Source organism: Carnobacterium mobile DSM 4848, assembly GCF_000744825.1.
GTDB lineage: Bacteria > Bacillota > Bacilli > Lactobacillales > Carnobacteriaceae > Carnobacterium_A > Carnobacterium_A mobile.
In genome coordinates this window covers 1,449,947-1,470,360 of the sequence record NZ_JQMR01000001.1, presented here as the reverse complement: position 1 = coordinate 1,470,360, position 20,414 = coordinate 1,449,947, and the positions used below count along the sequence as shown (strand labels likewise).

Below are 20,414 nucleotides of genomic sequence, written 5' to 3'. Positions count from 1 at the left end.
ATAGTTTATTTTGTTTGGTATAATGAAAATGTTGGCTAGGGGAAGACCTTGGCAAATAATATCTTTTCCTTAAGGAGGAAAATACATGAGTCGTTTAGTTAGTATGACAGATATGTTAAATAAAGCATTAGAAGGTAAGTATGCTGTAGGTCAATTCAACATCAACAACCTTGAATGGACACAAGCGGTTTTAGAAGCTGCTGAAGCAGAAAAATCTCCAGTAATTTTGGGTGTTTCTGAAGGTGCTGGAAAATACATGGGCGGTTCAAAAGTTGTTGCTGCAATGGTTGAAGCGTTAATGGAAACAATGAACATTACTGTTCCTGTTGCTCTACATTTAGACCATGGTTCTTCTTTTGAAAACTGTAAAGAAGCAATTGATGCAGGATTTTCTTCTGTAATGATCGATAACTCAGCATACCCAATTGATGAAAATATTGCTGCAACTAAAAAAGTCGTAGAATATGCTCATTCAAAAGGCGCTTCTGTTGAAGCTGAAGTAGGAACAGTTGGCGGAACGGAAGATGGCGTTACTGGAGGAGTTCAATACGCTGATGCTCAAGAATGTCTACGTATGGTTAAAGAAGCAAACATTGATGCACTAGCTGCAGCTTTAGGTTCTGTTCACGGAGACTACGAAGGCGAACCTGTTTTAGGTTTTGACGAAATGAAAGAAATTTCTGAATTAACACATGCTCCACTTGTTTTACATGGTGGATCTGGAATTCCTGAATTCCAAATTAAAAAAGCAATTGAAAATGGTCACTCTAAAATCAATGTGAATACTGAGTTGCAACAAGTTTGGACTGCAGCTGTTCGTGAAAAATTAGCTACTGATGATAAAGTTTACGACCCTCGTAAAGTTATTGCACCAGGTAAAGAAAAAATTGTTGAAAAAGTTAAAGAAACTATGCAACGTTTTGGTTCATCAAACAAAGCATAAATTCCCACTGTACAACACATTAGCAAGAAAAAAGAATCAGAGCCAAAGTCGCGTTAACGCGACTTTGGCTCTGATTCTTTTTTTAGGGTTCTATTATTTTTAGTGTTGGTAAGAAGAATGAGTCTATTCCACAACTTGAAATTTTCGGAGGAATAGCGGCTCCTTGCAGCCATGTAAAGGATTCAATGCGAATTACGAAGCGGTTAGGCTTCGTTTGAGGCTTGAAAGGCTGGAGACAAGTAAGGCTCCAGTCGTTCCCATGGCTCTTGCAAGCAGACGCGTAAATTCCGGAGGAAATTTCATTATTAAGCATGACTAACACAATTCGATAAAGAACCTTTTTTAGAATGTGCATTTTAAATGAAAGAAAGCACGTTTCACTCATCAAATTTTCATTTTCTCCCTTCTTCTAGTAATAAAAAAATATAAAAATTGTATGTTAGTGAATAGTGTAGTAACATAGAACAGTGTATTTAAGTGAACGAAAAGCAAAAATATATGTTAACTAACCTCGTGTTAATCTCGTTGTACCGGCTTTTATAAACAGCTTTTTCAATGTAGGTTTAACCTATCTGCTCCATTCAACTTCCGTGTACTTGACCGTCTAGTTTTTTTGCCGTTTTTTTCAAAGAACCAAAATGATTAAATCACATTAAAATACTGCTTCATTGTCAATCGGGTTCTAGAATGGATTGTAGTGTAGAAAGAGAATCTTATAAGAGACATCAATTGTCTCTTACTATTTTTTTAGTTATAAATTAAGAAATAAGTTTCTTTAAGAATTGAATAGTATATGTAAAATAAAAAAATCGTTAAATTAATGAAGTGAGGGTATTAAATGAATAAATTAGTTATTAATGGGGGAAAAAAACTTTCTGGAAAAGTCACGATCACTGGGGCAAAAAATAGTGCAGTCGCTTTGATTCCGGCTTCAATTTTAGCAGATTCTCCCGTAACGTTAGAAGGTGTACCAGATATTCAAGATGTTCATTCGCTAATTGAAATCTTAAATGTGATGCATGTTAAGACTTCTTTTGACGGATCAACATTAGTTATCGATCCAACTGAAATGATCTCTATTCCTATGCCAAATGGAAAAATACAAAGTTTACGAGCTTCTTATTATTTTATGGGAGCTTTGTTAACAAAGTACGGACAAGGAGTTGTTGGATTGCCAGGCGGCTGTTTCTTAGGACCGCGTCCAATCGATCAACATTTGAAAGGGTTCCGTGCACTAGGAGCAACAGTTGAAAATGAACTAGGCGCGATGTATTTGAGAACTCCTGAAGAAGGAATGACCGGTACTCGAATCTATCTAGACGTTGTTTCTATTGGAGCAACAATTAATGTTATGCTGGCAGCAGTCAAAGCTAAAGGGACAACCATTATTGAAAATGCAGCTCGTGAACCTGAAATTATTGATGTAGCTACATTATTAAATAATATGGGAGCCAAAGTTCGCGGTGCCGGTACAGATATCCTTCGCATTGAAGGAGTAGAGGAATTACATGGTTGCCGTCATACTGTTATTCCAGATCGAATTGAAGCTGGAACTTATCTAGCCTTAGCTGGTGCAGTCGGCTCAGATGTTGTAATTCAAAATGTGATCGTTGAGCATTTGGAAGGACTGCTAGCTAAAATGGAAGAGATGGGAGTTCCGATGGAAATTGGAGAGGACAGCATTCGCGTGAAAGAGGCATCTAAGCCATTAAAACCGATAGCAGTCAAAACGCTGCCGTATCCTGGTTTTGCAACAGATTTGCAGCAGCCGCTAACCCCATTGATATTGAAAGCTGCAGGAGAATCTTCTATTTTAGACACTATTTATGCTAAACGAGTGAAACACATCCCAGAATTAGTCAGAATGGGAGCACGTGCTCGAGTAGAAGGCGAATTGATTCTATTAGAAGGACCATGTGAATTAAAAGGTGTAGAAGTAGAAGCGAGTGATTTAAGAGCAGGCGCTTGTCTGGTAATAGCCGGTTTAATGGCTGAAGGGACCACAACAGTTACAGGTGTTGAAAACATCTTACGAGGATATGACCATATTGTTGAGAAACTGACTGCATTAGGTGCCGACATCAAAATGATAAAAGCCGACGTATAGGAGCTAAAAATATGAGCGAAATATTAACGATAGAGCAATTAGAAGAGAAAACGTTAAAAGAGATTTATACTTTTGCCAAAGAATTAAAAATTCCTTATTACAGTCAAATGAATAAAAAGGAATTAGCTTTGGCGGTTATTCGTGCACAAGAGGAAAAACAAGGATTCTTTATTGCTGAAGGTGTGTTAGATATTATGGCGCAGCAAGACTTTGGCTTTTTAAGACCGATCAATTACACGCCCAGTAAAGAAGACATTTATATTTCCTCTTCGCAAATCAAACGCTTTGGTTTGCGTAATGGAGACAAAGTTACGGGAAAAGCAAGGCCGCCAAAACCGTCTGAACGTTATTATGGATTAATGCATGTAAACAAGGTGAATGGAAAGAATCCGGAAGAAGCTAAAGAACGTTCGCATTTTCCGGCATTAACCCCTTTATATCCTGATCGTCAGATGAAACTAGAAACAGAACAAGCTAAAATTTCTAATCGTATGATCGATATTGTAGCTCCGGTCGGATTTGGCCAACGTGGTTTAATTGTAGCTCCGCCAAAAGCGGGTAAAACGACTCTTTTAAAAGAAATCGCCAATGGAATCGCGAAAAATCACCCAGATGCAGAGTTGCTTGTGTTGCTGATCGATGAGCGGCCAGAAGAAGTAACAGACATTGAACGAAGCGTAAAAGGCGAAGTGATTTCTTCAACATTTGATCAACAACCGCAAAATCATGTGCGCGTTGCAGAACTGGTACTAGAAAGAGCGATGCGGTTAGTTGAAGACAAGCGAGATGTCATTATCTTGATGGACAGCATTACGCGTTTAGCACGAGCTTATAATCTAGTCATCCCGCCAAGCGGCAGAACGTTGAGCGGAGGGATTGACCCAGCAGCCTTGTATCGGCCAAAACGTTTCTTTGGAGCGGCGCGAAATATCGAAGAAGGCGGCAGCCTGACAATATTAGCTACGGCTTTAGTTGATACAGGTAGTCGGATGGATGACATTATTTATGAAGAATTCAAAGGAACCGGTAACTCTGAGTTGCATTTATCAAGAGAGTTAGCAGAACGACGTATTTTCCCTGCTATCGATGTCAAAAAATCGAGTACCAGAAAAGAAGAATTATTGTTGGATAACAGCCGCTTAGAAGAAATTTGGAAGTTGCGACACGCAATGACAGGTGACGCGTTAGAATTTACGGATCAATTTATCAAGTTTTTACGTAAAACAACCGACAATCAACACTTTTTTGAAGGCTTTTCTGAAAAGAACTTTACACAAACAAGAAACACCCGAAATCAGCGAAAATAAAAGTAAGATGCAGTTGAAAAAGTAGTACTTAGTGTAAAATTTTTGGTGGTAGAGAATTTAAAACGTTCAAAGCCGAACAATTCTTGTTTTTTATGAAATTGACAAAAAAAGAGGAAAGTCATTACAATACAATTATAGGTTCGTACGCCTAAATATAATCGTAGAGGATGACTTTCCGTGGATTTTAGTTTAACAGAAATTATCGAAATAATAAAGGGTTCCAATGATGGAATCGATGTAGAAAGAAAATTACAAGTTTATTTTTCAAATAAAATCAGCGATATGATGCAGGTTGTTTTAGAGAGTATCGATGATGGATTAGCAGAGGAATATAAGAAACAAGGCTATAGAATCGAGAAAAGAGATTTTCGTACGATTCAGTTTCTTTTTGGAAAAGTTACATTCAAGCGAAGAAGAATGAAAAAAGAAGCGGAAAAAGCACTTTATCCATTAGATAAAGAAATGGGCTTTATTTCAAGAGAAACGTTTTCTCCTCTTCTTTTACGGAACATTGCGGAGATTGCCTCCGGCACAGTATTAAGAAAAACGGCACAAGCAACGGCCTTATTAACGCCTTTTACGATCAGCCATACAAAAGTCAAAGCCGTCTTGGATACAGTGGGAGAGTTTCAACAGAATTACACAGAAAATCATCTTTTAGACGTCACTAAACTGACTGAGCCGAAAGAGAAAAAGAACGTTCCTTTTCTGTACATAGAAGGCGATGGGCTGATGTATAAAGAAATCAAAAAGAAACGTGGAGAGATCCATCGGATCCAAATTGCCGAAGGAGTCGAGAAAAACGGCAAACGAACTCGTTTAATAGGAACGCATTACTTCTCTTCCACAGACAGTACTGAAGTGGCTTGGAGTCTCGTGCAAAACTACCTTTATCTCAACTATGACTTAACAAATACGCTTGTCATTTCAAACAGTGATGGAGGTTCTGGATATGAATTCGATAAATTTAATGCGATCGTTCAAGGCTGCTTGCGTCATGAACATGTACGAGATACGTATCATGTGAATCAAAAGATCAAACAACGACTGAACTTCGTTCCTGAGTTACAATCTCCTCTAAAAAAAGCCATCCAAGATCACGAGTGGGAAGCAGTCGAAGCCGTTTTAGATACAGCTGATAGTATCATTGGAGACGAACAAGTAGCTCAACTAGAAGAGCAAATCAGACGATTAAGAGGCTACCTTTCAAGAAACTGGGAGTATTTGACGCCCATTTATAAACGAGGGCTGGGAGAAGCAGCGCACGGTATTGGAACTTGTGAGAGCAACCACCGCCCTTATAGCTATCGTGTAAAAGGCCAAGGAAAGTATTGGTCTAAAAAAGGATTGACCCATGTCGTTTATGTGATTGAGGGTTTAAAAAACGGAACCTTAGATCGAGCCATCATTGAACAGCAGCCGGAGTATAAGAAACAAGTCAGTGCGTCTTATAAAGCTGCCCTTAAGGCAGCCCATAAAAAAGTACCCCATCAAACTCATGAAGGCGTCCGTCATGGATCAATCCCTTATGCAAGTCGTTCCAGCAGCACGGGAAACTTGAGCGCTATTTTTAGCTATTAGCCAGCAAAAGAGTGGAGATCGTGCTGTGCACGAGATACGACTCGATCCTTGATAAGGGGTTTTCCTTTAGTAGACTGATGATAGAGACGTGTTTAAATTTTTTTGAAAGGAACAGGTAATAGGGTTCAAGAGAAACGGGCCCCTTGTCAAGGATTTGCGAGAAAAACGATAAGAAAACCGAACAAAAAAACCAACTAATCCTATAATTGTTAGGAATAAAAAGTGGTTTACCCTTTTTTGTGATTTTACCGAGAATATCTTGACACTAACAAAGTAGTAAGATTTGTTTGCATTATGGCAAGAAACATGTTAGTATGCTAATGTTGTCTAAAAATAATAAAAACTCTGGTTCAGCAGATGCATCAGGGCAAAGGAGCGAGAACATATGAAACAAGAAATTCATCCAAAATATCAACAAGTTGTCTTCATGGATACTACAACTGGTTTTAAATTCTTGTCTGGTTCTACTAAACATTCAAGTGAAACTGTTGAGTGGGAAGATGGTAACACTTACCCATTAATCCGTGTTGAAATTACATCTGATTCACACCCATTCTATACTGGACGTCAAAAGTTCACACAAGCAGATGGACGTGTCGACCGTTTCAACAAAAAATACGGTTTGGCAGATGCAAACGCAGCCGAATAAAATCAAATTCTTTGAAAGCTCCGATACTCGGGGCTTTTTTTGTACCCATTTTCCATATTGCGTGCTTTTTTGGAGGTTATTTGTTACGATGAATAAAAGAAAAGAGAGGTGTGCAAACTATGGTTTGGCTAGTTATGATCGTTATAATTGTCCTATTAGTACTAGTATACATCAGCTTGTATAATAATTTGGTTAAAGCGAGAATGTGGGTCAGAGAAGCGTGGAGCCAGATCGATGTCCAATTAAAACGTCGGAACGATTTAATTCCTAATTTAGTGGAAACGGTCAAAGGATATGCGAAACACGAACAAGAAACATTGACCAAAGTCATTCAAATGCGCAATCAATTAACTCAAATACCTTCTGAAAATCGAGAAGAACAAATGCAAGTTTCTAATCAGCTAACGGACTCTTTAAAGACCATTTTTGCACTCAGTGAAAATTACCCTGATTTAAAGGCTAATCAGAACTTTACCCAATTACAAGAAGAACTCACTTCTACGGAAAATAAAATTGCTTATGCCCGTCAATTATACAATTCGAGTGTAGCAACGTACAATATTAAATTACAAGCTTTCCCAAGCAATCTCGTAGCTGGTATACATGGATTTAAACCAGAAGCGATGCTAGAAACCCCTACTGAAGAAAAAGCTGTACCAAAAGTTTCTTTCTAAATTGGTCAGCTAAAAAATTCAGAATAGAAAAGAACTTAAGTGTTAAAACCACTCAAAAAAGTTGGACATTTTCAGAGTAGAGAAATCTACTCTGGTTTTTTTTTGTTGTTTTTTAAGCTGTTAGAGGCATGGAAGAAAGAGCGTATTCATAAAGGAGCAGGTTTATTTAGCGTAGCTTTTCTTTCGTGCCTTAAAGAGGATGAAATACTACTATTAAGACACGGAAAGTCCTTTTTTGTGACTTAAAGACGTTGAATAGCTATCTTTAGGGCACGTAATCTACTTTTGCGTGCCTTAAGTAGTTTGAATTACTACCTTTAAGTCACGCAAACTCAAACTTCCATGGATTTCTGCTTAATCAATTAAACCACTCCTCTCTAATTCAACTGATCCGATTAATGTACCGATTTTTTTGAATGTTCTTTAGATTTGTCGTTCCTATTTGCGGCAGGAAAGAAAGATCGAACGTCTAAAGAAAAAAGATTGGACGAAAATAGAGAATGTAGATTTTAGCCCCATTCAAAGAGCTGTGGTATACTTGAATTAAGGAATCTGATTGGATGAAAGGAAGGGGGCAGAGCATGTTATTCCAACAAATTGAGCAGAATAAGCGGAAAACGATTTTATTGATGGTTGGTTTTTTTGTTTTAGTTTTGATAATAGGCGGAGCGGTAGGGTACTTGAATTTCAGTAGTGCCCGGGCGGGGATTCTATTAGCTGCAATTGTGGCGGCGGGATATATGGGCTTGACCATTTCAAACTCTACCAATATTGTAATGAGTTTAAATAACGGAAAAGAAATTACCAGCAAAGAACAGTATCCGCTTTTATGGAATGTGGTAGAAGAATTGGCTTTGATCAGTAAAGTTCCCATGCCTAAAATTTATGTGATTGAAGATGCGAGTCCTAATGCATTTGCTACAGGCAATGCCCCTGATAAAGCAGCTGTTGCAGTGACTACTGGAATTATGGAACGGTTAAATCGAGAAGAGCTGGAAGGCGTGATGGCTCATGAACTGTCGCATATTCGCAATTATGATATCCGGTTGTCGACTATTGCTCTAGCTTTAACAGCCGTGATTGCGTTATTGGCTAATATGGGGACTCGGATGTTGTGGTTTGGCGGCGGTGGACGACGTAAAAATAATAAAAATGATACTGGCGGTTTAATTTTTATGGTGATTTCTTTAGTTCTGATTATTTTGGCTCCGTTGGCAGCAACGCTTGTTCAACTGGCGTTATCGCGAAACCGCGAATATTTGGCAGATGCTTCAGCAGTAGAGCTGACACGTAATCCACAAGGGTTAATTTCAGCATTAACTAAAATATCGGATAGTCCGCCTATGAAAAAAGCAGATCCCACCAGTGCAGCGCTATATATTGATAATCCCTTTAAAAAGAAAAAAAGCAGTTCTTTAATGGATACTCATCCTTCCATAGAAGCGAGAATAGAACGTCTGGAAGAAATGTAAAAACGATTGTTACCGGACTGACTTAATAAAACGCTTCCGATGCTTTCTTTGTAATGATAATATCATTGAATTGATACAGAAAAAAAACGGGTTCCGTAGTACAATGAAGAATAGGATAAAGTAAAAGGAGGGGCGAATTTTGTCTTCAGAATATATTTACGTTCATTTGGATGGTGTGACAAATTCAGTTTTAAGCAAAGGTCTTATACTGACAAATTATACAAAAATTATTAAAAAAGTACCTAAAAATATTCTGTTGCTGAATGCCTCGGAAGATATAGGTGATTTTGATGCTCATACTGGATTTCGAATCATTCGTGGAGTAGAGAATGTGCGTGCTTATTTTGATAATCATTTGCAAACTTTAACAGGCGGTTCGATTAAATGGATAGATTTTGAAAGTGTAGAGCTATTGAGACAGTTAACGCCTGTAGAAATCTCTGAGTTATTGTACATTGCCCATGCGTATACCCACCTTCACTCACCCTTTTATTATAAATTACAAAATAATTATATTTATTTATCGTTACCGGATAATTTCAGAAAAATATACTTTCGCTATTTAGAACAATTTTATGTATTGTTAAGCGATAATCTGACCGCTTTATTGGAAGCAAAATTCAATGAAAAGAAAAAGCTTTTTCGAAAAGCTATAACAATTAAATCCATACCAACTGAATTAGTCAAAGAACTAGTCCCTTACTTGCGAGAAGGAGTTATTTTTTCTTTTAAACAAATGCAGCATGAGGATACTATCTGTAAAATTCCGATTTTCTTAGTGGAAGATCGTTTAAGAGACGTTAATAAAACTTTTTCGAAAAATGAATTAATTGGAACGATTTGTTATGATAGCAGAGATGAGAGCTGGTCGTTGAAAGAAGAAGAGACGCTTCAGCCATTATTGAAATAAAATAGGTTAAGAGAACCCAGCCGTTTTCTTGGCCTTTTTTTGTCTTTTTTTAAAAAAATTTCAACCAGTGTAGATGGATGCCTATAAAGCAAAGAAGCAGTTAAATCTCTAAAAAAGAAGTTCGTATAGATAAGAACGGCTATCCCAAAATGCAGCCTGTTTTTATAAAAAAAAATATGATACAATAACGAATGAATTCACAAGAACTTTTATTGAAAAAGAGACTAAACGTTACAACTCGGAGGACAAACCAGATGAAAATCTTTCTAATTTATGGAGGGAAAAGCGCAGAACACGATATTTCGTTGCTGACAGCTTTCTCCATTATAAAAGAAGTATATTATGATTATTACGAAGTTGAACCCATCTATATTACAAAAGAGGGCGATTGGATAAAAGGAGAAACGATCAAGCAAGCAGATAGCCTTCGTTTTTCTGAAGCTTTGCGTTTGTCTGCGGCAAAAGAAGTGCATTTTGCTATAGAAGAAGGAGAGTTTTCTACAGGTATAGCCATTAATCCAAGCGAACTAAAAGAAAAAGATGCTGTTATCTTTCCAGTCTTGCATGGGCCGAACGGAGAAGACGGTACAGTTCAAGGGCTTTTTGAAGTTATGGGCATGCCTTATGTGGGGGCTGGTGTTTTGGCTAGCGCTTGTGGGATGGATAAAATCATCAGCAAGCAATTGTTTCAACAAGCTGGATTGCCGCAAGTGCCGTATGTTCCTATTCGGAAAGGTGACTGGATAGCAAATCCCGAAGAAGTGTTTAAAAAATGCGAAGGAACCTTGATCTATCCAATGTATGTGAAACCGGCTAATCTAGGTTCAAGCGTAGGAATCAGTAAAGCTGTAACGCGTGAAGAGCTGAAGACAGCAATTGATTTAGCTTTACAGTATGATCGTCGGGTCGTAGTAGAACAAGGAATCGAAGCACGTGAAATCGAGGTAGCGATTTTAGGAAACGATGATATCCATACGTCTGTTCCTGGGGAGTTAGTTAAAGAAGTTGATTTTTATGACTTTGATGCTAAATATATAAATAATGAAGTCACGCTGCAAATTCCGGCACTGATTTCGGAAAAAGTAGAAAAACAACTTCGCGAGTATGCAGTTCGGGCATTTCAAGCTATTGATGGAAGTGGCTTAAGCCGCTGCGACTTCTTTTTAACATCAAATGATGAAATTTTTGTTAATGAACTAAATACTATGCCTGGTTTCACACAATTCAGTATGTATCCTTTATTGTGGAAAAATACAGGACTGAATTATGGTGATTTGGTCGAAGAGCTGATCCAATTGGCATTAAAACGATTTAATGAGTCACTTGTTTTCGAACAGCCTCATAAAGAATGATTTCAATGGGTACTAAGGAAAAATAAACTTTTTACGGTAAAATAATATTCAAAAGAACAAATAAAAAGAGGGCAGGGCAGTTGTCCCTCCTCTTTTTTTGTTTGTCTCTGATAATGAGCAAATCACTAAATGGAGGGAAAAAGATGATTTCTTTAACAGTAAAAGAAGTAGCTTCAGCTGTCGGTGCTCAGGAAATTACCGACACTTGGCAGAAAGTTAAATTAGATACAGTTAGTTTTGATACTCGAAAACTAGTCGCCGGTTCATTGTTTGTTCCGTTGACTGGTGAAAAAGACGGACATGATTTTATAGCACAAGCAATTAAAAATGGAGCTGCTGCTAGTTTTTGGAGTCGTCCAATTGAAGAAGCTCCAACTGATATCCCGGTAATCCAAGTCGAAGACACATTAAAAGCTCTCCAAGATTTAGCAAAATATGTTTTAAAAAAAGTAAATCCTAAAGTTGTGGGGATTACCGGAAGCAATGGTAAAACGACTACCAAAGATATGACGGAAGCGGTGCTGGGAACAAAATACCGTGTATATAAAACACAAGGCAATTTTAATAACCACATTGGTTTGCCGATTACAATTTTAGAAATGCCGAAAGAGACAGAAGTTTTGATTTTGGAAATGGGCATGAACCATGCAGGTGAAATCGAAGTGTTGTCTGATTTAGCTGAACCTGATATTGCCATCATTACGATGATAGGGGAATCGCATATAGAATATTTAGGATCACGGGCAGGCATCGCAACTGCAAAAATGGAGATTATTTCTGGGCTAAAACCAGAAGGAGTATTGATTATCCCAGGGGAAGAACCATTGTTGCTTGAACGGACAGATTCTCTAGAAAAAAAACAAATCAAAACATTTGGCACAAAAACTATAAATGATTTATATCCTCTGACTTTGGATTCGCAAATGAAAGAAACTATCTTTACGACTAATTTAGAACCAGAACTGATGGTTACTCTTCCAGTTTTGGGCACGTATAATGTGACCAACGCTTTGGCGGCCTTATCTGCTGGGTTAGTATTGGGAATTTCGCTTAAAGAAGCTGCTCCAAGACTAGCTGGCTTCCAACTGACAAAGAACCGAACAGAATGGATGGCGGCTATTAACGGCAGTATGCTCTTGAACGATTCTTATAATGCAAACCCTACAGCGATGAAAGCTGTCTTAACTAATTTTAGCGAATTGGCTCATAAGGGCAGAAAAATAGTCGTTCTAGGAGACATGCTTGAATTAGGCGAACACTCGCAAGCCCTGCATATCAGTATCAAAGAAACATTATCTGCTGATAAAATCGATCAAGTGTTTTTATATGGTCCTGAAATGGAGGCATTGCATTCAGCGTTAATAAAAGAGTTTCCAAAAGAACGGCTGCATTATTTTACAGGAGAAAAAGAACCGATGATCCAGCAATTGAAACAAATCATCCGACCGACTGATTTTATTTTAGTGAAGTCCAGTTTGGGAACAGATTTGCTTTCAGTAGTCCGAGCACTGCAAGCCTGATATTCAGCTATCTTTTACGAAGGAATCCGACTTGAGACGGAGGCGCATGTAAAGGAAATCTGCTATAGTAGTACCTATAATACAAGGGGGTATAAATTTGGCTACACAAAGAAAAGATGTTACCAATGATTATTTTGAACAAAACTCCATGACAAAGTTTTTTGCTTCCGTTTACGGTTATATGACTTTAGGATTAGCCATCTCAGGAATCACAGCTTTTTACACTGCACAAAGTACAGCTATGTTAAATCTAGTTTACGGCAGTCCTTTTGGAATGATGGGGTTGTTTATAGTAGAACTGTTTTTAATCATGAAACTAAGTTCTAATAGTATGAAATTAAAAACGGCACGTGCTTCATTGATCGGGTTTATTGCTTTTTCTTTATTAAATGGTATTACCTTATCTACTGTCTTTTTAGCTTATGAATTAGGAAGTATTGGTTCAGCTTTCTTAATGGCTGCTGGGACTTTCGCCGGAATGAGTCTAGTCGGCTTTTTTACCAAACGCGACATGTCCACTTTAGGCGGACAATTAAGAGGTGCTTTGATCGGACTGATTATTGCAACGCTCGTCAATGGACTGTTGCTGCATAGTGGTCCAGCTGATTTTGTTTTATCGTTAATTACAGTTATTGTGTTTGTTGGTTTTACAGCATATGATACTCACAAATTAAAACAAATTTACGTCCAGCTAAATGGACAGCATGAGTTGGGAGCTATAGCCATTACAGGTGCTCTAAACTTATATCTAGACTTTATTAATATTTTTCTCAGTTTGCTTCGTATTTTTGGAAACAGACGCGATTAATCGAAAACGCCAAAGGACTCTGTCTTGTTCATTCAAGGCGGAGTTTTTTTATTCGAATTCTGTGAAAAGAATGTGGGTAAATGCATGAAAGCGTACGCTAAAACTGCCTTAAGAGAGCTTTTTTTAAAAAAAAGCAAAAGGAAACGTGTTCATCGAAACAAACAAGCAAATTGTTTGATAAACCTGTATAGACGTGGTAAGATTGTTTAGATTAAATGAACGATTTAATTAAAAGATAAAACCAACGAGGGTTTTGTGAAAATAGATAAGCAGATGAGCTTGGAGAGCAATCCAAGCTTTTGGTATGAAATGAAAAACCATGTGCACCATTCAATTAAAATAGGCACGAGGTTTTTATATGGAGTGACAGCAGCAGGTGCGTCTGATGTGAAACAATGATGGTGCCTGTATTTCGCAAAAATCTCTCTTTAAGGTTTTCTAAAATTGGGAGGAAATATATTTGAAATTTTCAGAATTAGGATTAACACCAGAATTGCTAAAATCAGTAGAACGTTTAGGCTTTGAGGAAGCAACACCCATTCAAACACAAACGATCCCTTTAGCACTTGAAGGAAAAGACGTCATTGGACAAGCGCAAACAGGTACGGGTAAAACTGCAGCATTTGGATTGCCGATGTTACAAAAAATCGATACTAAAAATCGTGCAGTGCAAGGACTAGTTATTGCACCGACTCGTGAATTAGCGATTCAAACGCAAGAAGAATTATTCCGTTTAAGCCGCGATAAAAAAGTCCGTGTTCAAGTAGTTTACGGAGGAGCAGATATCAGCCGTCAAATCCGGGCTTTAAAAGATGCACCGCATATTGTTGTTGGTACACCAGGCCGTCTACTAGACCATATCAAACGTAAAACATTAAAATTAGACCATGTTGAAACTTTAGTATTAGATGAAGCAGATGAAATGCTAAACATGGGATTCATTGATGATATCGAAACGATCATCCATGAAGTTCCAGAAAAACGTCAAACCTTGCTATTCTCAGCAACAATGCCGGCACCTATCAAACGCATCGGTGTAAGATTTATGGATAACCCTGAACACGTCAGCATTAAAGCGACAACTTTGTCTAACAGCTTGATTGAACAATTCTTTGTTCGCTGTAAAGACTTCGAAAAATTCGACATTATGACTCGTTTATTCGATGTTCAAACGCCTGAGTTGACAATTGTGTTTGGCCGTACTAAACGTCGTGTAGACGAATTAGCTAAAGGGCTGGAAATGCGCGGATATCGTGCTGAAGGAATCCACGGCGACTTGTCTCAACAAAAACGGATGAGTGTTTTAAAAGCTTTTAAATCAGGTAAACTCGATATTTTAGTTGCAACAGATGTAGCTGCTCGTGGTTTGGATATTTCGGGAGTAACTCATGTTTATAACTATGATATCCCACAAGATCCTGAAAGCTACGTTCACCGTATCGGTCGTACTGGTCGTGCAGGTAAAGAAGGCGTTTCTGTATCTTTCATTACTCCAAACGAAATGGGTTACTTGCGTGTGATCGAAGATTTAACGAAAAAAGAAATGACTCCATTGCGTCCGCCAACAAATGCAGAAGCATTTGAAGGCCAAATTAAAGCATCAATGGAAGAAGTTGGTTCTATTATTGATGCCAATGGTTTGGAACGCTACGAAAAAGCAGCGGCTCAATTATTAGAAACTTATACAGCAGAAGACTTGGCGGCTGCTTTCTTAAAAAATGTTTCTAAAGATCCAAGTGAAGTGCCGGTTAAAATCACACCTGAACGTCCTTTACCAAGCCGTGGCGGAAGTAAAGGCGGCAGCGGAAAAGGCGGATCATCGCGGGGTTACAAAGGCAAAGGCGGAAGCGGAAGCTACCGTGGAAACCGCAATAGCGGAAAACCAGGTGAACGTCGAGGCGGAAGCAGTTATAGCTCTGATAAAAAACGCGGAAACGATAACCGTCGTAGTAAATCTTCTTCTGATCGTCGTCAAGGCGGCGGAGAACGCAACTTTACTATTCGTAATAAAGACTAAATTGAATATGTGTTGGAAAAACCTATCCTGTTATCAGGGTAGGTTTTTTTAATTAAAGACCTGGCTGGAGAAATAAGCTGCAATAAAATGATGGATATTAAGTGACAATTGCCTTTTAGTCTGCTAATATAAGCTCATGTATCTGATTGGAGATACCGAATACATAATAGAACTAAAGAAAGTCAAAAAAGTTAATTATAAAAATGGGGCTTGAAAATGATTGTAGGAATAGGGTTAGATATAACTGAAATTCATCGGATTGAACAAGCCTTTTTAAGAAGAGAAACATTTGCCGCACGTGTATTGACGTCAGCTGAAAGAGATATTTTTGAAGGATTAAAAGGCTCTCGTCAAATAGAATTTTTAGCTGGGCGTTATGCAGCAAAAGAAGCTTTTTCAAAAGCATACGGTACGGGCATCGGCAAGTTAGGATTTCATGATCTGGAGATACTGCCAAATGCAAAAGGCAAGCCCATCGTAACGAAAAGTCCGTTTGATGGAAATGTGTTTCTTTCGATTACGCATACAGATGCGGTTGCTGCTGCCCAAATAATTTTAGAAAAAAACACATGTAAAGGAGAGGGGTGAAGACGTTTTGGTTGTAGGCAGGCACCGTAAGACAATTGCTTATATTGATAAAGAAGCTATTTTTTCTAATGTACAACAAGAGCTGCAACGGCTGAATGAAAAGACAGAACTTTATGCAGTTGTTAAAGCCAATGGTTATGGTCATGGAGCAGTTGAAGTAGCAAAAGTAGCAAAAAAAGCTGGAGCTACTGGTTTTTGTGTGGCTATCTTAGACGAAGCATTAGAATTAAGAGAAGCAGGTTTTACAGAACCCATTTTAGTTTTAGGTATCGTTGATGTAAGATATGCAGAATTGATGGCCTCAAACCATATCAGTGTGACTGTCAGCAGCATCAAGTGGCTTCATCAAGCCGAAGCAGCATTAGCAAAAGGCAATAGTTCAGCTCAGCTAGCTGTCCATGTGGCTTTAGATACCGGCATGGGGAGAATCGGGTTTAAAACAGCAGATGAAGTAAAAGCAGTTGAAGCATGGTTCGAAAAGCAAAAAAGAGTTTATTTTGAAGGCATTTTTACTCATTTTGCAAAAGCAGATAGTCCTGATGATCAATTGTTTAAACAGCAAATAAAAAAATTCAACGTGTTACTGAATAACCTGCATCAAAAGCCGCGATATATACACACCGCTAATAGTGCGACTGCATTATGGCATCAAGAAAGTTCTTTCAACTTAATTCGTTTCGGTATAGCGATGTATGGGTTAAATCCATCTGGAGGAGCTTTAACAGCACCGTATCCTTTGAAACCTGCTATGAAACTGATCACTGAAATTAGTTACGTTAAACAAATACAAGCAGGTGAGACCATTGGCTATGGTGGCACATACACAGCACATGAAAATGAATGGATCGGCACACTTCCGATTGGCTATGGTGATGGATGGCGTAGAGATTTACAGGGGCAAGACGTACTGGTAAATGGTCAAAGGTGTGAGATAGTCGGTCGTGTCTGTATGGATCAATGTATGATTCGTTTGCCTTATGAAGTTGTAGAAGGCACAGAGGTTGTGCTAGTCGGTCAAAGTCAAGAAGAAACGATTTCATTACAAGAAATCGCAGATCATGTACATACCATCCACTACGAAATCGCTTGTGGTCTAACAGAACGCATTCCGAGAAAGTATGTTTAAAATCAATTAAACCAAATAGGAACAATTTATGACAGAAGAGAGGAACCTTTTGAAAAACTTCAGTAGAAGGTTTCAATATCCGTAGTTTCATGGTACCATTACCCTAAATGCAGATGCTACTTTTTCTTTGTGAGAGAAGAGAAAACTATTCATTGGAGGGTGTATGGTTCATGAGAAACGAGAGAGACCGGGTGTTTAAGATTTCTTTGAATCGTCAAGTTTATGAAAACAGTCAAAACTACGAGGTTCAAACAAGAGTAATTAAAACTAATTTAACGAATGCAATGGTGAATCAGATTTCAAAAAATAACATAACTATATATGATACCTTGCGTAAAGGATATGCGGAAATGTCTCGTATCAACCTTGATATTTGTAATGAATTTGAAGTTTGTGAAAAAGAGGTCAGCGCCCATTTCTAACTAGGTATTGTAAGGAGGAAATACCTATGGTAAAACGGGGAGAGATTTATTATGCCGATTTATCGCCTGTTGTGGGATCAGAACAGGGCGGCATGCGCCCGGTTTTGATTATTCAAAATAATGTAGGTAACCACTACAGCCCGACAGTAATTGTAGCAGCGATAACGGCAAAAATCCAAAAAGCAAAAATGCCCACTCATGTAGAAGTATCAGCAGAAGAATTTGGTTTAGAGAAAGATTCGGTTGTTTTGTTAGAACAAATTCGAACGATTGATAAACAACGGCTAAAAGAAAAAGTGACTCAGTTAGATCAGCAGATGATGGGGAAAATAAATGAAGCTCTAGAAATCAGCGTGGGACTTTCGAAAACGATCTAATTGTCTAAATACTAAGAATACATAAACCCTCTCTAAGGTTAGCAGAGGGTTTTTTTTATTGAGATTTTTTTCCTATAGTGCTATGATAATGAAGTTGTTCAATCTGTGGTTCGTAACCATCCCACATAAAAAAACTAGGAGGAAATGTAGTTGAAAACAAAAAGTTTGGTCACTAATGCTATTGTAGCAGCTTTATATGTAGCGATAACAGGTATTCTAGCGCCTATTTCTTTTGGAGCTTTGCAATTTAGAGTAGCAGAAATTTTTAATCATTTAATCATTTTTAATCGCAAATACCTGTGGGGAATTGTCGGCGGTGTATTTATTTCAAATCTGTTCTTTTCAACCATGATAGGTTATGATTTGGTTTTTGGTGTTGGGCATTCTCTTGTATCGTTAGTAGTAGCAAGCGGCCTGATGCGAAAGAAGTTGAACTTAAATATTTGGGTTAAATTTTCGTTTAATACACTAGTCTTTACGGTGTTTTCAGCCTTGATTGCTTGGGAGCTGTATTTAGCTTTTTCTGTGCCTTTTTGGTTTGGATACCTTACAGTTGGTATTGGTGAATTAGGCATTATGGCTGTAGGAGCACCGCTTATGATGTTTTTAGATAAAAAAATCCATTTCAGTGAGAGAATAGGATCAGAGTAAAAAAAAGCCAGAAAAAATCTGGCTTTTTTTAATAGCAGGAAATTAAGTTAAAGGAACTTTTGAACTTCAGCTATTTTGTATTCATCTTCAATACGTAAAAGAATTAATTGTTTTTTAAATCTTCAACTTCTACTACACGGAACCCTTTTCTATTTAAGTGCTCAATGATTTGTTTGACCATTTCTTTGTCTACACCTGCTTCTAAAGTCATCATCGTACGGCGGACAATTTCTTCACGTGCTGCATCTAATGTAATACAGCTGGAAATAGAACAGTAGCGGTTGATGATTTTAGTCATATTAGCCAAGTCGCCTTTTTGTCCGGAAGAAGCAATAGTTAAAACGTAGCTTCCTGAATCTATATTCCAGGACTGTTGCAACATATTTAGAAGAGAACTATGGGTAAGGATTCCATAAAAATGGTTTTCTTCGTCTAAAACAGAAATGTAAGGCAATTCTTTAATAGTGAAAAAAACTTTGAAGAATGAAGAATCCACTGAAATAAATTTGGTCGCATTTTTCAAGAGAGTGGTAACCGGTAAATTCATATCTCCATTATTTGCTTGATGGCGATAAATATGCATTTTATAAATGTTTCCTCTGAAAATTGTTCCACTTTCATCTAAAATAGGAATACAACGATAACCAGACTCTTCAAGAATATCAATTGCTTCTTGTAGCGTGGCATTTTCTTTAACAGTGGTTAAATTTTTCTTAGGAATACAAAGTGATTTAAGTAGCATCATCGTATCCTCCTTTAATTGTTATTGTACTATTCTATAGGATGATGATACCATACAAAATATAGCCTATACAATGCTTTTAGAAGGACAATGCTAAATAAACAATTTCTTAAAAGAAAACAAAGACTTGTTTGATGAGAATCAGCAAATTATAATAAGGAAATAGTCTGATGAAATGAATAAGATACTAAAATGAAACAGTCAGAAGGAGAAAAGAGAGTAAGATGACAAAAGAAGATAAGAAAACGGCAAGAAATGAAATGATGGATCGGCCAGTAGTAAAAAAAGAAATAGTAGAATTTTTAAGAAAAGAACAAAAATCTTTGCCTGGGAAATTAGGAGAAATTGAACAGGAAGCGAATGAAAACAGAGTACCGATTATTCCGCATGAAACAGTTGTTTTCCTAAATCTATTACTTGGACAACTTAAGCCAAACCAAATTTTAGAAATTGGAGCAGCTATTGGTTTTTCATCTAGCTTAATGGCTCAACATGTTGGGGAAACGGGGCATGTAACGACCATCGATCGTTTTGATGTAATGATTGAAAAGGCTAAGAAAAATTATGAATTACTAGGTTTGACAGATAAAGTTACCCTTCTAGAAGGACAAGCTGCAGACATTCTGCCTACCTTAAATGGATCATATGATTTTATTTTTATGGATAGTGCAAAATCAAAATATTATGACTTTTTTCCAGAATGTATGCGATTGTTGAAAGTTGGAGGAATGTTGGTCGTTGATGATGTTTTGCAAGGCGGAACTATTTTGTTGCCTAAAGAAGAAATACCAAAAAGATCTAGAGTCATTCACCGGAAATTGAATGCTTTCCTTGAAGTTGTTATGAAGCATCCGTCATTAGAATCAAGTATTGTGCCTTTAGGCGATGGGTTATTAATGATCGTAAAAAAAGAAGAAGTGGACTTTTCTTACTTATTGCAACAAGTTTAAAAGAGATGCAGCAAGAGAAAAACAATTGATGATTTAGTCAGTTGTTTTTTTGTGCAAATAAAAGGCTTTTTTTTTCTTGACGAAGACGATTGGATTTGATATAGTAAAATGCGTCGCTGAATTATTCGAAGACGAAAAAAATATGCGAAATAGTTCGTTTAATTAGTTGACTTTGATTGTTGAACTATGTTAGTATAAGTAAGTCGTCAAGAGAGACA

General features: G+C 37.5%; 19 protein-coding genes and 1 riboswitch. Of the genes, 18 read left to right on the top strand and 1 reads right to left on the bottom strand.

Annotated features, from left to right (window positions below; genetic code table 11):
• Window positions 1-85 precede the first annotated feature (85 nt).
• From fba to BR87_RS06830, 17 genes are all read left to right on the top strand, one after another.
• Entirely contained in the window at window positions 86-943 is an 858-nt protein-coding gene (fba, locus tag BR87_RS06920) for a class II fructose-1,6-bisphosphate aldolase (RefSeq protein WP_035030273.1), read from the top strand.
• 838 nt (window positions 944-1,781) lie between these two features.
• A complete protein-coding gene (locus tag BR87_RS06910; protein WP_035030268.1) occupies window positions 1,782-3,050 on the top strand; it encodes a UDP-N-acetylglucosamine 1-carboxyvinyltransferase in 1,269 nt (422 codons plus the stop codon).
• 11 nt (window positions 3,051-3,061) lie between these two features.
• The gene (gene rho, locus BR87_RS06905; protein WP_035030265.1) at window positions 3,062-4,357 is read left to right on the top strand and encodes a transcription termination factor Rho; all 1,296 of its coding nucleotides are present in this window, start codon (window positions 3,062-3,064) and stop codon (window positions 4,355-4,357) included.
• Window positions 4,358-4,534: 177 nt separating this feature from the next.
• A complete protein-coding gene (locus BR87_RS06900; RefSeq protein ID WP_035030262.1) occupies window positions 4,535-5,938 on the top strand; it encodes an ISLre2 family transposase in 1,404 nt (467 codons plus the stop codon).
• Between the two features lie 385 nt (window positions 5,939-6,323).
• Entirely contained in the window at window positions 6,324-6,587 is a 264-nt protein-coding gene (locus BR87_RS06895; RefSeq protein ID WP_035030259.1) for a type B 50S ribosomal protein L31, read from the top strand.
• Between the two features lie 119 nt (window positions 6,588-6,706).
• On the top strand, window positions 6,707-7,261 hold the full coding sequence (locus BR87_RS06890; protein ID WP_035030256.1) for a LemA family protein: 555 nt from the start codon (window positions 6,707-6,709) through the stop codon (window positions 7,259-7,261).
• Between the two features lie 581 nt (window positions 7,262-7,842).
• Window positions 7,843-8,733, top strand: coding sequence for a zinc metalloprotease HtpX (gene htpX, locus BR87_RS06880; RefSeq protein WP_035030251.1), 891 nt, complete (start codon window positions 7,843-7,845; stop codon window positions 8,731-8,733).
• 139 nt (window positions 8,734-8,872) lie between these two features.
• Window positions 8,873-9,643 carry a hypothetical protein gene (locus BR87_RS06875; RefSeq protein WP_035030249.1) on the top strand — a complete coding sequence of 257 codons (771 nt, stop codon included), beginning with the start codon at window positions 8,873-8,875 and terminating at the stop codon, window positions 9,641-9,643.
• Between the two features lie 254 nt (window positions 9,644-9,897).
• Window positions 9,898-10,995 carry a D-alanine--D-alanine ligase gene (locus BR87_RS06870; protein WP_035030246.1) on the top strand — a complete coding sequence of 366 codons (1,098 nt, stop codon included), beginning with the start codon at window positions 9,898-9,900 and terminating at the stop codon, window positions 10,993-10,995.
• A gap of 143 nt (window positions 10,996-11,138) precedes the next feature.
• Entirely contained in the window at window positions 11,139-12,515 is a 1,377-nt protein-coding gene (locus tag BR87_RS06865; protein WP_035030243.1) for a UDP-N-acetylmuramoyl-tripeptide--D-alanyl-D-alanine ligase, read from the top strand.
• Between the two features lie 97 nt (window positions 12,516-12,612).
• Window positions 12,613-13,323 carry a Bax inhibitor-1/YccA family protein gene (locus BR87_RS06860; RefSeq protein WP_035030240.1) on the top strand — a complete coding sequence of 237 codons (711 nt, stop codon included), beginning with the start codon at window positions 12,613-12,615 and terminating at the stop codon, window positions 13,321-13,323.
• 460 nt (window positions 13,324-13,783) lie between these two features.
• Window positions 13,784-15,340, top strand: coding sequence for a degradosome RNA helicase CshA (gene cshA / locus BR87_RS06855; RefSeq protein WP_035030238.1), 1,557 nt, complete (start codon window positions 13,784-13,786; stop codon window positions 15,338-15,340).
• A 216-nt stretch (window positions 15,341-15,556) separates the two neighbouring features.
• Window positions 15,557-15,928, top strand: coding sequence for a holo-ACP synthase (gene acpS / locus BR87_RS06850; RefSeq protein WP_035030235.1), 372 nt, complete (start codon window positions 15,557-15,559; stop codon window positions 15,926-15,928).
• 7 nt (window positions 15,929-15,935) lie between these two features.
• The gene (gene alr / locus BR87_RS06845) at window positions 15,936-17,054 is read left to right on the top strand and encodes an alanine racemase (RefSeq protein ID WP_035030232.1); all 1,119 of its coding nucleotides are present in this window, start codon (window positions 15,936-15,938) and stop codon (window positions 17,052-17,054) included.
• A gap of 170 nt (window positions 17,055-17,224) precedes the next feature.
• Complete coding sequence (locus tag BR87_RS06840) at window positions 17,225-17,476, top strand: hypothetical protein (protein ID WP_035030229.1); 252 nt, start codon at window positions 17,225-17,227, stop codon at window positions 17,474-17,476.
• 26 nt (window positions 17,477-17,502) lie between these two features.
• Complete coding sequence (locus BR87_RS06835; protein ID WP_035030226.1) at window positions 17,503-17,853, top strand: type II toxin-antitoxin system PemK/MazF family toxin; 351 nt, start codon at window positions 17,503-17,505, stop codon at window positions 17,851-17,853.
• A 99-nt stretch (window positions 17,854-17,952) separates the two neighbouring features.
• A riboswitch (PreQ1 riboswitch) is annotated at window positions 17,953-17,997 on the top strand.
• Window positions 17,998-18,003: 6 nt separating this feature from the next.
• The gene (locus tag BR87_RS06830; RefSeq protein WP_035030223.1) at window positions 18,004-18,504 is read left to right on the top strand and encodes a QueT transporter family protein; all 501 of its coding nucleotides are present in this window, start codon (window positions 18,004-18,006) and stop codon (window positions 18,502-18,504) included.
• 103 nt (window positions 18,505-18,607) lie between these two features.
• On the opposite strand, the gene cbpA is transcribed toward BR87_RS06830, so the two are convergent.
• Window positions 18,608-19,246, bottom strand: a complete 639-nt coding sequence (gene cbpA, locus BR87_RS06825) for a cyclic di-AMP binding protein CbpA (RefSeq protein WP_035030220.1) — start codon at window positions 19,244-19,246, stop codon at window positions 18,608-18,610.
• Window positions 19,247-19,470: 224 nt separating this feature from the next.
• Between cbpA and BR87_RS06820 the strand changes: the two genes are divergently transcribed.
• Window positions 19,471-20,196, top strand: a complete 726-nt coding sequence (locus BR87_RS06820; RefSeq protein WP_035030217.1) for an O-methyltransferase — start codon at window positions 19,471-19,473, stop codon at window positions 20,194-20,196.
• The last annotated feature ends 218 nt before the right edge of the window (window positions 20,197-20,414 follow it).

What these genes read in the sequence shown, in the direction of transcription:
- fba (WP_035030273.1), top strand. Translation starts at nt 86, where the DNA reads ATGAGTCGTTTAGTTAGTATGACAGATATGTTAAATAAAGCATTAGAA.
- BR87_RS06910 (WP_035030268.1), top strand. Translation starts at nt 1,782, where the DNA reads ATGAATAAATTAGTTATTAATGGGGGAAAAAAACTTTCTGGAAAAGTC.
- rho (WP_035030265.1), top strand. Translation starts at nt 3,062, where the DNA reads ATGAGCGAAATATTAACGATAGAGCAATTAGAAGAGAAAACGTTAAAA.
- BR87_RS06895 (WP_035030259.1), top strand. Translation starts at nt 6,324, where the DNA reads ATGAAACAAGAAATTCATCCAAAATATCAACAAGTTGTCTTCATGGAT.
- BR87_RS06890 (WP_035030256.1), top strand. Translation starts at nt 6,707, where the DNA reads ATGGTTTGGCTAGTTATGATCGTTATAATTGTCCTATTAGTACTAGTA.
- htpX (WP_035030251.1), top strand. Translation starts at nt 7,843, where the DNA reads ATGTTATTCCAACAAATTGAGCAGAATAAGCGGAAAACGATTTTATTG.
- BR87_RS06870 (WP_035030246.1), top strand. Translation starts at nt 9,898, where the DNA reads ATGAAAATCTTTCTAATTTATGGAGGGAAAAGCGCAGAACACGATATT.
- BR87_RS06865 (WP_035030243.1), top strand. Translation starts at nt 11,139, where the DNA reads ATGATTTCTTTAACAGTAAAAGAAGTAGCTTCAGCTGTCGGTGCTCAG.
- acpS (WP_035030235.1), top strand. Translation starts at nt 15,557, where the DNA reads ATGATTGTAGGAATAGGGTTAGATATAACTGAAATTCATCGGATTGAA.
- BR87_RS06840 (WP_035030229.1), top strand. Translation starts at nt 17,225, where the DNA reads ATGAGAAACGAGAGAGACCGGGTGTTTAAGATTTCTTTGAATCGTCAA.
- BR87_RS06835 (WP_035030226.1), top strand. Translation starts at nt 17,503, where the DNA reads ATGGTAAAACGGGGAGAGATTTATTATGCCGATTTATCGCCTGTTGTG.
- cbpA (WP_035030220.1), bottom strand. Translation starts at nt 19,246, where the DNA reads ATGCTACTTAAATCACTTTGTATTCCTAAGAAAAATTTAACCACTGTT.
- BR87_RS06820 (WP_035030217.1), top strand. Translation starts at nt 19,471, where the DNA reads ATGACAAAAGAAGATAAGAAAACGGCAAGAAATGAAATGATGGATCGG.